Genomic DNA, 15296 nt, shown 5'->3' with positions numbered 1-15296 from the left:
AAATGCACATTGGCATTGACCTTGGCACAACAAATACAGTTGTATCCTATGCTAAGCGAAAGGCAAGAGGCGGAGTTGAACCGCATGTTATGAAGATAACACAGCTTAATGAATACAACAGTTCGGTTCAGGAAGAAATATTGCCTTCAGTTTTGTTTTTGGACTTTGACAAAAATATTGTTGTGGGCAAAAAGGCAAAACAGATGAAACAGTATCATCCAAAAAGGACAATATCAAATAGCAAGCGATATATGGGCACCTCTGCAATGTTTGAAATAGATGATATGAAATTTACCCCTGTTGATGTTGCTGCTCATATTTTGAAGATGTGCAAAAGGACAATTGAGTTAAATTCGGGCGAAAAACCTGTTCAGCAGGTGACAATTACAGTCCCAGCATCGTTTAACACAGATCAGATAAGAGATACACGCAATGCAGCCATAAAAGCAGGTTTTGACCCTGAAAAGATAAGAATAATTCCAGAACCAACAGCAGCTTTCATTGACTTTATAAACGACCAGTTTGAACTTGTTGAAGAGGATAGAAAAATTGATATTTCTACTCCCAAAAGAGTGCTTGTTTTTGACCTTGGGGGTGGGACGTGCGATATTGTTGTGATGGACGTTGTCCAGAGTGAAAACTGTCTTAAAGTTGAAGAAAAGGCTGTTGGCAGGTATAGCGAACTTGGCGGAATTGACTTTGACAAAGCAGCTGCGCTGTATTTGCTTAGCAAATTTTTTGATGAAAACAGAATAAAAGAAGGTGATATTGAATCTGAAGAGCAAACACAAATGGCAAACAAACTCATGGTATTTTGCGAGAAGGCAAAAGAGTTTTTTTCAAACCAGGTTATGCTAAATCCTGAAATTGAAAAGACAAATCCATCGTTCAAGATTAACATTCCAGAGTTCTGGCGTGGCAAATCCTGGCTTTTTAGCATTACACTAAAAGAATACAATGATGCAACCAGAGATTTGTATTATTCATCAGGAACAAAATTAAAGACAATTGAAGAGTTTGAAAAGTGCAAAAACATAATTGATCCTATTTTTGAAACACTTGAAAGATACGAAATTGATAAAAATTCAATAGATTATGTTTTTGCAACAGGAGGAATGAGTTTTTATTACAGGATAATTCAGAGATTAAAAGAACTTTTTCCAAAAAGTCAGGTTATAAGAGCCCCAAATCCAATTGAAGCTGTGGCAAGAGGTGCGTCAATTTTTTCATTCTATGAGGTAGAAATAAAAAGACAGACAGAAAAACCCTCTGTTTTAGACATAGCTGTAAGAAAGGAAGCTTCTGCCGAAATGGAAATTGTAACCCGAACTGTTTTGGCAGAGGCTATAATGATAGACGTTGAGGAAGGGCTGCCAAGGGAGATAATTACCAAAAACCAGCCTGTTCCTTACAAAGGTGTGATTAAAAATTCTTTCAGAGTTTCAAGCCCAAGTGGCATAAAAATTGATATATATGCAGGGGAAGATCCTTATGACTGTAAAATGAGAATTCAAAAGTCGTTTATAGGCAGCTTCAGATCCCCTGTTACACCAGGCACTCCTATTGACATAGAATACGAAATAGACGAAAACAAATATTTAAAACTCAGAGTTATTGTTAATGACAGTATGAATCCTCCAATAGACCTTGATGTTGACTCTGACGTGAAGACTGCAAAACAAAAGATATAAAGAGGAGTGATTTTAAGATGGAAAAGGTGATAAAAGACTTTGGAGAACTTGATATTAATCTTTTTGAACCTTTTTATCGTCCAGATGATAAAATTTTTGAAGGTGCCATTATTGGGACAAATAAGATTAATTATGTTTCAAACAGACTTTTTATGTGGATGTTTTCAAGAGAGGATGTTGAGGAGTTTGAACTAATCTTTGGGCTTTTACGCCAGCCAAAGTATGGTTATGTTCGCTCAGAATTTAAAAGAAAACTTATATTTCAATGCAACAAATTGCTCAGGGAAGGAATTTGTCCTATTGAGCCGATGCTGTATGCATCGAAAACTGTCAATAGAATAATTTCTAATGACGTAGAGGATCATGAAGACATTTCAGATGTCATCTGTGAAGTTGCCAAGTATGATAGAAATGTGGCGGTAAAAACTTTGGAGCACATAATATCAAGATGGAGCTGGTATCCACAGATAAAGATTGCGCTTTTAGCAATTGGCAAAATTTCTGACAGCGAACTTATTCAAATGGCATACAGCAGATTTTCAGATATCAAACATTTGAACTATATAAAGTTTGAACTTTTAAAAATGCTTGTATATTCAAAAAATACAAATTTTATTAATCAAATGATTTTTCTGCTTACCACGCTTGAAAGAGATAATACAACAGATAGAGCAATTGCAAACTTTTTTAAAGAAAAATTTGACGTATACATGGGAAAAGAAGGTGTAATTGAACTTAAAAATTATTTTGAAATAAACTACAATTTTCTTAAAAATTTTGCAAAAAGCATTATTCAGGCAGTTATAAAAGATTATATAGCGGAAGAGTCAGCAGAAAGCCAGAATAATCATGCTGAAAATATCAAAAACGGGTCAGAAAAAAACTTTACTTATTTTAAACAGCTTTGCATTGCTTATTCTAAGCAGAAAAAGAATGAAGATTTTAAAAAAGAGATATTAAATTATCTATTTGACAGCAACTATTCAGCTTTTTCTTCTATGGTTTATTGTTTGAGATATACAAAAGATAAAGATTTGGCTCCGTATTTGGAAGATGCTGTTTTGAAAAGAAAAGATGCAAAACTGGGAGATTATAAAAACGCAATTTTAACGCTTGGCTTTTTAGGTGCAGACAGTCTTAACTTTGTAAAGGAGCTTGCTCAAAAAGAAAAAGACCTGAAATATGCAGAGTATGCGTTTTTTATAGTACAGGGTTCAGAAACATACTGCACACTTATGGCCGATGAACTGCTTTTATGCAAAGATTTATCAGCTCTTTCGTCAATTCATCGCGTTTTGAAAGAGGTAATAACAGTAAGTCCAAAGCTGAGGGAAATTATTAAAGAAAAGTTGAAAAACATTTTGCTTACTGACAACAAAAATATAAGAAGAATAGCTCTGCTGAACATACAGCCATACTGGAAAAACATAGTTGACAAGGATATTCTAAAGTTTTTATATGAACAAATGGGCTATCCAGACAAGCCTGTAAAACTTACAAGCGAAGAGCAGGCAATTGTTCTGCAGATAACAAAAGATGTGCTGAACAACTTTAGCAAATCTGATATATACAAATATTTGGATTATATCCGAAAAAGAAGCGATTTTGATACAAATATAAAACAGGCAGCAACACGTATACTGCTGAATGACTTTGAACCTGCACCGCCTCAATAAAAGCAATAGCAAGCAGGTGATAAAATGACTTCAGAGGTACATGAAAGTTTCAAAGCTCTTGCAAGAAATGATGTTGCTGAACAAAAAAGACTGTGCAGAGAACTTTATAAATCCGAATATTACATTCCCTGTTTTCTTTTTTCGTCAAAACTAATCGATATGGGTGAAGAGAGCGAAAAGATTATTTATATTGCTTCACTTGCTAAAATGGGCTATACAGATTTAGCATTTCATATTTTTGAGTCAGAAAGGGAAAAAATAGAGAGATATTTACTGATATGCAATGAGGAAGATTTAAATATTGCTTCAGATTTGCTGTTTTTGGTTGAGGAATTTGAAAAAGTTCCAAAAGAGATTTCAAGAAGGATAGATAAGGTTTCTGGGAATCTGCAAAGCTGTTTTATCTGGAATGAAATTAGAAAGCTAAAAGAAAATTTAGGAACATTTAAACTCTGTTTAAGTGGCAAAAACGATATTGTGAAGATAGTAGAAGATACAGACGATGCTTTTGTCAAAACACGTGCAGGTTATTGTCTTTACAATTTGGGAATTGTGGAGTGCAGGAAGCATTTGACTGAAAAATATTTGAGGCATGAAGAAAAAGTAAAATTGGGGCTTGATGCTTCTGATGACATCTATTATTTTGAGAATTTAGAGGATATTTCAAAAAAGGTGTGGTATTTTAATTATCAAGATGAGCACATGCATTTTTTCACATATCCTGAATATAACATACATTTTTTGAGATTTGAAAATGAAATTTTAGTTATCGACTGCGGAAGTCAACCAAGAGAATTTTGCATTGTTGACATAGAAGGATTTTTAGCACAAAAAGGTTATTCAACAAATATGATAAAAGCTGTTTTAATTTCTCATGCGCATTACGACCATTACAGTTTTGTCCAGTATCTGCCTCATCAAATACCAGTTTATGCCACCAAAGAGACAATTGATCTTATATTCATCATGAACAGGGAATGTCTGAGAGGGAAGAAAATTAACTTTATCCAATATGCAGAAGAGTTTGAGATTGGCAAATTCAAAGTATCAGCGTTTCCAAACGGACATATTTTGGGTTCTGCAGGGTTTGACATTTATTTTGGCAACAGAAGACTCATATACACAGGCGATTTTTCTCTGCACAGTCAGATGATATTGGAAGGCATGTCATTGCAAGAAATTTTGAAAAAAGGAAAGGTAACCTATCTTGTCTGCGAACACACATATGGAATAAAAGATTTTGCTATCAAGTATGAGGATGCTGCAAGGTGTTTGGCGCATGCGGTGGATTTTCTGGTAAAATTAAAACTGAAGGTTTTTATACCTGCGTTTTCTATCGGCAGAGCTCAGGAAGTTTTAGCAATTATAAATGCCTATTGCAGAACAAGGCCGAAGGTGATTGTTGACGGGCTGGCAAAAGAGATAAGTCTTTATTACTTAGAAAAAAGAGAGAAAAATTTCTTCTACAATGTTAGTCTTGGTAATTCAAATAATGTTGAAAATAATATTAAAAAAGCAGAAGTTGTGGTTGCAAGCTCTGGTATGCTTCAGCCAAACAGCATTGCAGTAAAGTATGTTCAACTTTTGAACGGCAGTGCATTTGGGTTTATCAAAAGCGGATATATAGAAGAACAGCAGTATATTCATGAGATGATAAAGGTAATAAAGAATTTTGAGGTTCACTATTTTGATATTCCTCTTTCTGCTCATTCTAACTACTTTGAAATTTTACGCACATTAAGAATTTTAGAACCTGAAAAGATTATACTTGTTCACGGACAAGGATTAAAGGGGCTATGAAAAGCCCCTTTTTTTATAAAATTGGTGAGAAACTTTCCTTAACACAGTTTTCTAAAAGAAGACACTTCTTTTTATTCAATTCTTAAAGCAAAAACTCTTTTATTTCCCTAATTTCCAAAGTAAAAGCATACAAACCATGCACTTGCACTACCATATTACCACCCTGTTGGTAGCAATTTAAATCCCCAACAGAAGGTCTCCTTTTCTCTTCTACTTCCAACACTCAGACTCCTTATTAATCCCCAACGGGGAGGCTACAAACTATGCTACTGAGGCATTTTGATATGCTTTAATTGTCAGTTTCAATCCCCAAAGGGGAGGCTACAAACATTGTGTTTTTTTGTTTTATATAATCTTCAAGCTCTTATTTCAATCCCCAAAGGGGAGGCTACAAACCTTTTTGTTCTACTTAGTTTTACCGTTTTTACTTATGTGTTTCAATCCCCAAAGGGGAGGCTACAAACCAGGAAATTGAAAAGCAGTTAAAAGAAGGTGAGGTGTGGTTTCAATCCCCAAAGGGGAGGCTACAAACATGATTATGAGAAGTTGCAGTCCGCATTACTCGATGGTTTCAATCCCCAAAGGGGAGGCTACAAACTATATTTGAAGAAGAAACAAAACAGAATATTTCACAATTTCAATCCCCAAAGGGGAGGCTACAAACAATCTTGAATTACAAAATCTTTTCCAGATACCGCACATTTCAATCCCCAAAGGGGAGGCTACAAACGAACAAGTGTTATAAGGGTAACAGGAGAGCCGGTTAATTTCAATCCCCAAAGGGGAGGCTACAAACTAAGAGGGTGATTGAGGTGGTAAGAAGGTCAAATATATTTCAATCCCCAAAGGGGAGGCTACAAACTTTGTTGTTCTTCTTTTCTTTTTCTCTCTATTTCTTATTTCAATCCCCAAAGGGGAGGCTACAAACAAAAGCAATATTCCCTGACAGATTAATGTACATTGTGTTTCAATCCCCAAAGGGGAGGCTACAAACACTGTTGAAAAGTTGATGGACATCATAGATGAAAAGTTTCAATCCCCAAAGGGGAGGCTACAAACTGAAGAAACACTACAAAGTATAGCTCTGCTATATTAGTTTCAATCCCCAAAGGGGAGGCTACAAACTCTCCTTTCGTCTTCTGCATTATCTCATTCAAAAAATATTTCAATCCCCAAAGGGGAGGCTACAAACCGGCTATGTTAGCTGAAACAGAAAAAGAATTAATGCATTTCAATCCCCAAAGGGGAGGCTACAAACCATTGAGGACGTTATGGACAGTTTACCTGATTTCTCCAATTTCAATCCCCAAAGGGGAGGCTACAAACAACACGTTCACCTTCAGCCATCCTTTTTAAAACGTTATTTCAATCCCCAAAGGGGAGGCTACAAACAATCTTGAATTACAAAATCTTTTCCAGATACCGCACATTTCAATCCCCAAAGGGGAGGCTACAAACGAACAAGTGTTATAAGGGTAACAGGAGAGCCGGTTAATTTCAATCCCCAAAGGGGAGGCTACAAACAAAATAAAAATTTCGAGTATAATAGTAATTGTAAAAATTTCAATCCCCAAAGGGGAGGCTACAAACAAGACGTTGACAAACCATTAGCAACTACTGAAATAGATTTCAATCCCCAAAGGGGAGGCTACAAACTAGTAAGCAGCAAAGCTAAAGGGATAAGCAAAGCAAAATTTCAATCCCCAAAGGGGAGGCTACAAACTTTGTTGTTCTTCTTTTCTTTTTCTCTCTATTTCTTATTTCAATCCCCAAAGGGGAGGCTACAAACTCTCCTTTCGTCTTCTGCATTATCTCATTCAAAAAATATTTCAATCCCCAAAGGGGAGGCTACAAACCGGCTATGTTAGCTGAAACAGAAAAAGAATTAATGCATTTCAATCCCCAAAGGGGAGGCTACAAACTTTAAAAAATAAAAAAAGTACTTGATTTTTTGCATTTCAATCCCCAAAGGGGAGGCTACAAACGGGCGACACTGAAAAAAACTAACAGAACCCAGCCAGCATTTCAATCCCCAAAGGGGAGGCTACAAACTATTGTAAGAACGCCTAACTGCATCATCTGTGAAATATTTCAATCCCCAAAGGGGAGGCTACAAACTAGTCATCGAAAATTGGGCAGGTAAAAACATCCCCGATTTCAATCCCCAAAGGGGAGGCTACAAACTCTTGCTCCAGTTCCTGATGGAGACAAGAGGTTAAATTTCAATCCCCAAAGGGGAGGCTACAAACTGTTAAACTTGTTAAAACAAAAAGTGGTCTTAAGAATTTCAATCCCCAAAGGGGAGGCTACAAACCTACTCCCTACACGACCCATGAGGTTAAAAGGATTATTTCAATCCCCAAAGGGGAGGCTACAAACTTGCTTCAACACCATTTATGTACAAATGAAAATTATATTTCAATCCCCAAAGGGGAGGCTACAAACTGAAAATTATGTGTATGAAAGCTATGAAAATATTGATTTCAATCCCCAAAGGGGAGGCTACAAACCATCACAGCTGGTATTTTCCTTCTTTACAATTCCCTATTTCAATCCCCAAAGGGGAGGCTACAAACTTTAAATCTATCATAGATAATTCATCAATAAGGCAATTTCAATCCCCAAAGGGGAGGCTACAAACCAGCTGGTATAACGGTTTTTGCGACATTTTTAGCAAATTTCAATCCCCAAAGGGGAGGCTACAAACTCGTCCTGATAGAAAATCACTTTCCTCAGCTTTTTATTTCAATCCCCAAAGGGGAGGCTACAAACCAAGCAAAAAAGACGTTGAAGAAATTTTAGAAAGCCTATTTCAATCCCCAAAGGGGAGGCTACAAACCCGTGGATAGCTTGCAGAATGCAACAAGGAACAAATGGTTAAGTTTTCAAGCTGCAGTATGTTGTTTCTATTATACACCACAAGCTCTTGAAAGTCAACACATACCAGAAATTACCTTTTGCTGTCGACCCCCGGGGGTTTTTGGGGGTACTGCAGGTCGACAGCAATTGGTAAATACAAAAGTCATAATTTATTTCATAAAACTAAATACAGAAGCTGAAAAGGAATAAAATGTAATAACAATAATGCAAAATAATCACAATTATTATTTAAAAATCAAAGATAAAACTAATAAAAAATCAATTTTTCTGAAAATTGCATTAAAATAGAGGATTATGTCAATATATGTCGAAAGGTATTATATAAAAGTATTTTATGTAAATAACTATCACACTCAATGGGGGTATAAACTATTTTAAAGATAAATCAAAATTGAAAGGTATGATTGCCCATGTCCAAGCTCTCTCAGATATATGGATACTGGAAAGATTCTATAAAAACCTCAATGAAAAGATATGATGAGAACTTGGAGAAAAGTTTAAAGTATCTGCAAGACTTTTGCAATACAGTATTAAAATAATACATAATTGACTGGAATAAATATTTTTAAAACTAAACTTTTCATCACAGCCTCACGCAGAAGATAGAAAGCTTTTTGGGAAAAGAGAGATAAACTTTGTTGCAATAGACGGAACATGCATTAAAGATGAAGGCAGCAACTTTATAACCTTCTTTGCAGGCGCTTATAGAGCAAGAGGAAAAATAATAATGAAGCATGAGGATGAAAAAATCAAATATGAGCGATGGGATTTTGCTCGGGATGTAACTATGATGGCGCAGATTCCAGTTTACCGCGACTGGGAAGAGCAAGAAGAAGAACCTTTGGACGATGCAACAAAGATAAGATGCCTTGCAATTCCGACAAATTTTGAGATTATAATCGACAGCGACCAAAGTATTTCGATAGGGATAGAGTCAAATCTTCCCATGGTTGGTGCAGAGGCGTTCTTGCTTGATGAGGAGTTGACAAATCGTATGAGGTATGAAGAACTTAAAGAGTTTGGATTTTCAAATGAAAATGTTATTGACCAAAATTGCTCATTGACATTCTCAACAGACCAGACGAAAAAGCGCTTGTGATATTTCAATCGCATGATCCTGATGAGCTGCGAAATATTGCATATCAGATTGGCATGGCGATTTTTGAAGACAGGCGCAGAAGCGGCAAGATTGACCCTGTTGTAAGTTTCATATTTGACGAGGCTGATGAGTTCATTCCACAGGATGCAAAGGATTCTTACGAGCGTTCAAGCGAGGTTGTAATGCACTTGGCAAGGCGAGGAAGAAAATTTGGCTTGGGGATAGGTATTGCAACCCAGAGGATTACTTACCTTAACACCAATATTATGGCACAGCCGCATACATACTTTGTCAGCAAGCTCCCGAGAAAATCTGACCAGGAGAGAATAACAGATGCTTTTGGTATAAGTGAAGATATGTTCAAGCAGACATTCAAGTTCAAAAAAGGATGCTGGCTACTTGTAAGCTATGATGCAATTGGCTTAGAAGCTGTGTTGTTACCTATCTATGTCCAAAATGCAAACGATGCTGTGCTTGAATTTCTGAGAACTCTTTAATATAACTAATCAAGGCAAGGAAAATACATTTTATTCAATTCTAAACAGACTCAAAAACTATCAGCATTTACATCAAACATCTCTAAAAAATATTTTTGACAAGTAAAGAGAAAAGAGCAAAATTGTTTAAAAAGAAAAAAATAAAGATGATATGATATTGAAGATATTCTTCACGCTGACACACAAAATATACTTTAAAGTATAATAAAATAGAGTATAATAAACATGAGGTGATTTTTATGAAAAAGTTTATAAACCGCAGCAAAGAACTTGATTTTTTAGAGAAACAGTATCGAGAGCAAAATTCATCGCTTGTTGTTATTTATGGAAGAAGGAGAATTGGCAAGACTGCACTTATTAAAAAATTTATTCAACACAAGCCTGCTATTTATTTTTTGGCTTCTGAAGAGGCGGAGAATCAAAACATAGAGTATTTTAAAAAAGCTGTAGGCAATTTTTTAAAAAATCCTTTGATTGAAAGATTATCTGGTGTAGGTTGGGATGATATTTTTGATGTTATAGTAAATTCAAAAATTGATAAAAAAGTAGTGATAGTATTTGATGAATTTCAAAATTTGTGCAAAACAAACCCAGCTTTTGCTTCGGTTGTTCAAAGAATCTGGGATGAAAAGCTAAAAAACCACAGTTTTATGCTTATTTTGAGTGGTTCTTTGGTGGGAATGATGCAAGAACATGCTCTTTCTTATTCAAGTCCTTTGTACGGTAGAAGAACAGGACAAATAAAGCTAAAGCAGTTTTCTTTCAAAGATGCAAAAGAATTTTTTTCTGAAGTGTCAGACGACCAATTTATATGGATATATTCCATCGTTGGCGGTGTTCCAAAATATTTAGAGATGTTTAAGTTTGAAGGCGATATTTACAAGGCAATTGAAGAAAATATTCTAAGCAGACAGAGCTTCTTATATGAAGAGCCTGTATTTTTGCTTGAAAAGGAAGTTCATGAGGTAGGAAGCTATTTTTCGATAATTAAAAGCATTGCGCTTGGAAACCATAAACTCAGCCAGATTGCCCAGAGCCTTTCTGTAGCGCAAACAAAACTTACAAAGTATTTGAATACTTTGATGGACCTTGATATTGTAAGAAGAGAAGTTCCAATAACAGAGGAGTATCCAGAAAAAAGCAAAAGAGGGTTATATTTTATAAACGATAATTTCATAGATTTCTGGTTTAAGTTTGTATATCCCTACAGAGAACAATTAGAACTTGACAATACTAAATATGTAGTTGAAAATATCAAGTCAAAAATTGTGACAAATCACATAAGTTTTGTTTATGAAGAAATTTGCAGGCAAATTTTAATGGATTTAATAAAAACAAAAGAGATTGATATTCAGTTAGACAGAGTAGGCAAGTGGTGGGATTCAAAGTCAGAGATTGATATAGTAGGAATTGGTAAAAATACAGGTCATGTTGTTTTTGGTGAATGCAAATATTCGCAAAGTGTGGTTGATATTGATGTATTTTTTAATTTGAAGAAAAAAGCAGAAAATGTAAAGGTATTTCCTGATCAAAAAGAGCTTTATATTCTCTTTAGCAGAATGGGATTTTCAGAAAGGCTTTTGGAGTTTGCAAAAGAGACAAAGAATTTGATACTGATAAAGTTTCCTTAGTTATAGCACGGATATCAAAAATAAAATATAATACCAAAACAAAGTGATAATATAGATTTTGTCAGCAGTTGGAAAAACTTTCAAAAAAACAAAAAACACAATAGAAATCTAACTGAAAATATACTATAATATTTATCAACTTCAATGTAATTAACTTTAAAGTAAATAACTCAGAAGTTAGTAACTTTAAAGTAGTTGATTTTATGTTTGATGGAAGAAAGTATGAACTTGAAACATTAAACAGACTGTATAACGAAGACAAATTTCACTTTGTTGTTGTGTATGGAAGAAGACGTGTTGAAAAACTACTTTGCTTATGGAGTTTTGTAAAAACAAACCCTCAATATTCTTTGTTGCTGAAGAGTACAATGATAAAATTAACCTTGAATCTTTTTCAGATAATGTACTCTCTTATTTTAACCTTGGAGAGTTGATAAGTCGATTTGAATCATGGGAGAAAGCATTTGTGTTTTTGGCACAGCAAGCAAAGGATAAGAGATTGATTGTTGTAATTGACGAATTTCCTTATATAGTAAATACAAACAAAAGTATACCATCACTTTTGCAAAATTTGATTGTTCATCATTTAAAGAATACCAAACTTTTTTTGATTGTTTGTGGTTCTTCTGAAAGTTTCATTGAAAAGGAAGTTTTAAGCTATAAAAGTTCTTTGTATGGCCGAAGAACAGCGTACTACCCGTTATTTACATTGGAAATATCTCTTTGAAATCTTTTGCCTGTTCAAGAGTTAATTGTTCAACCAGTCTTAGAACTTGCCTTTCAATCCCTAAAGGGAGGCTGCAAACTAACATACAATACACCTGTTAAGATTGCAGGTGCAATCTTTCAATCCCTAAAGGGAGGCTGCAAACTGGATGAAAAGCTTGATTTTATTATATCAATTTTATGCACCTCTGTTAATGTTTTTATTTTAATACATCCCCTCAAAATCAACACAAACTAAGGTGCATCAAATGGAAGGATCCTTTCAACCCTTTCCGTCTATCCAGCGGCTGCCAGCAATCCATTAAAACCTATGTCCCGCATGGATGAAACCGAATATAAACCAATCAATAAAAATTTTGAACCTGAATTCGACGGATATGACTTATAGTCAAAATGAAGATATATTTGTAAAATTAACGTATTATGTGAATAATCATAAAATAAGCGCAGGTTGTTTTTTCAGCAGGAAGAAATTTATTTAAATTACACCTGTAGAAGATATTTGGATGTTATATTGTTAACAATAATAACCAATTATAACTATATTATTAAAAAACAAAATTTAATTTTTTGCAGGTATTATCAAAACGAAAAGCAAAAGCTTTTAAAAAAGGAAAAATTGGTTTATAATTTTGTTTAAATGAATAGCTAAAACAAGGGGGTTTTTTAAAGGTGAATGTACACAAAGCCTCGAATATTCTAATTTCCGTAATAGGCAAAGGTCGGCTTAAAAAGGACCAAACAGTAGGTTATGAACAAACTGAATACGTTTTTAATCCTGACAAAGAAAAGAATAATAGATATACAGCCTCAAAGACAGCTTTTTTTGGTATTGCATTATATGAATATCTTACGAATGTTGAATGTATTCAAATTGACAAGTTTATCATAATTGGAACTGATAAATCTGCATGGTCAGAACTTTACCAAATTCTCCCCCATTATATACAAAACTCAGAAGACATAGCAGAAATGTGCTTGAAAGTGTATGAAGAAGAAAAGGAAGGTATTTCAGAGCAAACGCTTATAGAGTGGCAAAGTACTTTAACAAAATACGTACCAGGCCTTAAGTTTTATAAAATAGAGCCAGTTGAGCTTGGTAAAGGCGTTGACATACTTTTAGAAGAGCTTGAGAAAGATGTTGATAACAATGTGATCTTTGATATGACACATGCCTTTAGGAACATTCCTATTGTTTTTTCCTATGGTATAATGCTTTTGAAATATTTGAGAAAAATAAACAAGATAAGAATATTCTATGGTGCACATGAGATGAGAGAATACTTTTCAGGGCTTGTGGATGGACAATCTCCTGTAATTGAAATTTCTTTTATAGACAAACTGGTCAAAATGATTGAGGCGATGGCTACCTTTGAAAATTCTGGCTACTTTGTGCCCATTTTGAATCAACTTGGTTTTGGCAACAGAGAGAAGACATATTTCAAGCTGGAGATGAACCGCCAGCCACGAAGAGAGATTGAAGAGATAATAAAAGGGCTTGAGGATAAACTAAATACAGCTGAGCATGTTTATGAAAGAGAAATAGTTGAGATAATGTACGAAGAATTTTCTGAAATGAACAGGCAAGAAAAACTCTTTCAGAGAATGTACAAAAGATCTCAGTTTTTCTATGAAAGAAAACAGTACCTCAAGGCTTTGATTCTTCTTTATGAAGCAATGATTGTTCTTTGTGCAGATGTATACAACAAAAATAATATGAATTATGAGGGACGAGAAGAAGCAAGAAAAATATTAAAAGAAATAGAATGCAAAAATGTTAACTTCTACCCAGAAAACAATAAGCTCATAAAAGACCCAAACGAAGTAGAGATAATAAAAGAGTTAGAATATGTAAGAAATGCCGCAGTACATGGTTCATCATCAAAAGGTAATCAAAACTATTTAGAAGATATAGAGTCGTTCAAAGTTCTATTTAACTCTGCGTTAAATGTATTTGAAAAGATGTTGCAAAGAAGAAACCAGATTAAAAAAGGTTAGAGATTTCTGAATATTCCTTTTAGTATTCCTATAATAAAACGTCATATGTAGTATGTTAAAAGCAGTGCAGTATACAAAAGAGGAATTAAAATTGGTGCAAGAAGAACATGAATGATAATTTTCCAAATATTACCTCATGCCAAACACCATCTTTTATGTGTCAGTATTCTACCTTCTGTATTATTCTTACACTTTAAAAGCCCTGTAAATTAGAAGCGGTGGGAGAAAGCAGAAAGTTAAAAACTCAGGTAGCTTTCTCCCTATGTTCTAAAACCCGTAATCAGGTTATAAAAGTCGTTGAGCTGGCTGTGCGGCACATAGAGTATAAGATTTTCAAAATTAACAGGGATATTATCTATCAGTGGCACAGAGATGACGTAGTGGTAAAAACTCTTGCGAATTTCCAAAAACCTCAATAAAATATTACTTCCAATACAATGATGACCTAAATCTTAAATTTGGTGCTGCACATTCAGATTTCAGAATTGACTTTTCTGATTTATCTGTTGACTTGAGAAACTATTTTGAGATATGGGACGAATACAAAAGTGCTCAACTTGTTTTATTTAAAAATGATTAAGTAGGAGATGACGCAGTTGATTATAAGTGCAAGCAGAAGAACAGATATCCCAGCATTTTTTGGTGACTGGTTTATAAACAGAATAAAAGAAGGTTTTGCGATGTACTGAAACCCGATGCGACCATCTCAGGTTTTTGCAGTATCGCTATTGCCTGAGGATGTTGATGCTATAGTCTTCTGGACAAAAAATCCCAAAAACTTTTTGGACAAGCTAAAATATCTTGAACATTATATATATTTTTTTCAATTTACAATCACATCCTATGGCAAAGATATAGAACATAACATTCCTCAAAAGGATGAGGTTGTTCAAACTTTCATAGAGCTTTCAAATTTGATAGGGAAAAAGAGAGTTATCTGGCGATATAACCATAGTTGAGTGGAATCATGATAAAGACCACATTCATGTTTTGTTCAAGGCAACTCCTACAACACCACTTTCTAAGTTTATAAATGCTTATAAAAGTGCCTCTTCAAGACTCATAAAAAAAGAATTTCCTGAAATTAAGCAAAAACTATGGCAGGAATATTTTTGGCAAGAAGTTATTATTTGCTGACAAGTGGTGGTGCTCCAGTTGAGGTAATTAGAAAATACATTGAAAGTCAAGGTGAAAAAAAAGAAAATGCTGAAAGCATATAAGTATCGAATATATCCTGAAAAAAGTCAGGAAGAATTTTTTGAAAAGACTTTTGGCTGTTGTAGATTTGTGTGGAACAA

Annotated in this window: 8 protein-coding genes, 4 pseudogenes and 1 CRISPR repeat array; of the genes and pseudogenes, 11 read left to right on the top strand and 1 reads right to left on the bottom strand. The window is 34.5% G+C overall.

What is annotated here, in order from left to right; all coding sequences use genetic code 11:
• The first annotated feature begins 2 nt into the window (after positions 1-2).
• The 8 genes and pseudogenes from ATHE_RS13575 (at position 3) to csx2 (ending at position 13998) form a co-directional block, all read left to right on the top strand.
• Positions 3-1691 carry an Hsp70 family protein gene (locus tag ATHE_RS13575; protein ID WP_015908989.1) on the top strand — a complete coding sequence of 563 codons (1689 nt, stop codon included), beginning with the start codon at positions 3-5 and terminating at the stop codon, positions 1689-1691.
• Between the two features lie 17 nt (positions 1692-1708).
• Positions 1709-3367 carry a hypothetical protein gene (locus ATHE_RS13570; protein WP_015908988.1) on the top strand — a complete coding sequence of 553 codons (1659 nt, stop codon included), beginning with the start codon at positions 1709-1711 and terminating at the stop codon, positions 3365-3367.
• 24 nt (positions 3368-3391) lie between these two features.
• The gene (locus ATHE_RS13565; protein ID WP_015908987.1) at positions 3392-5167 is read left to right on the top strand and encodes an MBL fold metallo-hydrolase; all 1776 of its coding nucleotides are present in this window, start codon (positions 3392-3394) and stop codon (positions 5165-5167) included.
• Positions 5168-5399: 232 nt separating this feature from the next.
• A CRISPR array of direct repeats spans positions 5400-8006; the repeat unit is 30 nt; unit sequence ATTTCAATCCCCAAAGGGGAGGCTACAAAC.
• 768 nt (positions 8007-8774) lie between these two features.
• Complete coding sequence (locus tag ATHE_RS15105) at positions 8775-9146, top strand: hypothetical protein (RefSeq protein ID WP_049760271.1); 372 nt, start codon at positions 8775-8777, stop codon at positions 9144-9146.
• A complete protein-coding gene (locus ATHE_RS14425) occupies positions 9101-9643 on the top strand; it encodes a hypothetical protein (protein WP_231503195.1) in 543 nt (180 codons plus the stop codon). The genes ATHE_RS15105 and ATHE_RS14425 overlap by 46 nt, the downstream gene beginning before the upstream one ends.
• Before the next feature lie 239 nt (positions 9644-9882).
• Positions 9883-11274: an ATP-binding protein gene (locus ATHE_RS13550; protein ID WP_015908985.1), complete on the top strand. Its 1392-nt coding sequence runs from the start codon at positions 9883-9885 to the stop codon at positions 11272-11274.
• Between the two features lie 203 nt (positions 11275-11477).
• Positions 11478-11965, top strand: a pseudogene (locus ATHE_RS13545) (AAA family ATPase); the annotation flags it as partial.
• 707 nt (positions 11966-12672) lie between these two features.
• Positions 12673-13998 (top strand): TIGR02221 family CRISPR-associated protein, encoded by a 1326-nt coding sequence (gene csx2, locus ATHE_RS13540; protein ID WP_015908984.1) that lies wholly within the window; start codon positions 12673-12675, stop codon positions 13996-13998.
• Between the two features lie 260 nt (positions 13999-14258).
• On the opposite strand, the gene ATHE_RS14710 is transcribed toward csx2, so the two are convergent.
• The gene (locus ATHE_RS14710) at positions 14259-14414 is read right to left on the bottom strand and encodes a hypothetical protein (protein WP_156046815.1); all 156 of its coding nucleotides are present in this window, start codon (positions 14412-14414) and stop codon (positions 14259-14261) included.
• 180 nt (positions 14415-14594) lie between these two features.
• Here ATHE_RS14710 and ATHE_RS13535 point away from each other — a divergent pair.
• From ATHE_RS13535 to ATHE_RS15410, 3 pseudogenes are all read left to right on the top strand, one after another.
• Positions 14595-14948, top strand: a pseudogene (locus ATHE_RS13535) (DUF1848 family protein); the annotation flags it as partial.
• Positions 14944-15218: pseudogene (gene tnpA, locus ATHE_RS13530) on the top strand (IS200/IS605 family transposase); the annotation flags it as partial. The pseudogenes ATHE_RS13535 and tnpA, both read left to right, overlap by 5 nt.
• Positions 15202-15279 (top strand): annotated as a pseudogene (locus tag ATHE_RS15410) (helix-turn-helix domain-containing protein); the annotation flags it as partial. The pseudogenes tnpA and ATHE_RS15410, both read left to right, overlap by 17 nt.
• Between the last annotated feature and the right edge of the window lie 17 nt (positions 15280-15296).

This window comes from Caldicellulosiruptor bescii DSM 6725 (assembly GCF_000022325.1).
In the GTDB taxonomy this organism is placed as follows: domain Bacteria; phylum Bacillota; class Thermoanaerobacteria; order Caldicellulosiruptorales; family Caldicellulosiruptoraceae; genus Caldicellulosiruptor; species Caldicellulosiruptor bescii.
This window is presented reverse-complemented; position numbering and strand designations above follow the sequence as displayed.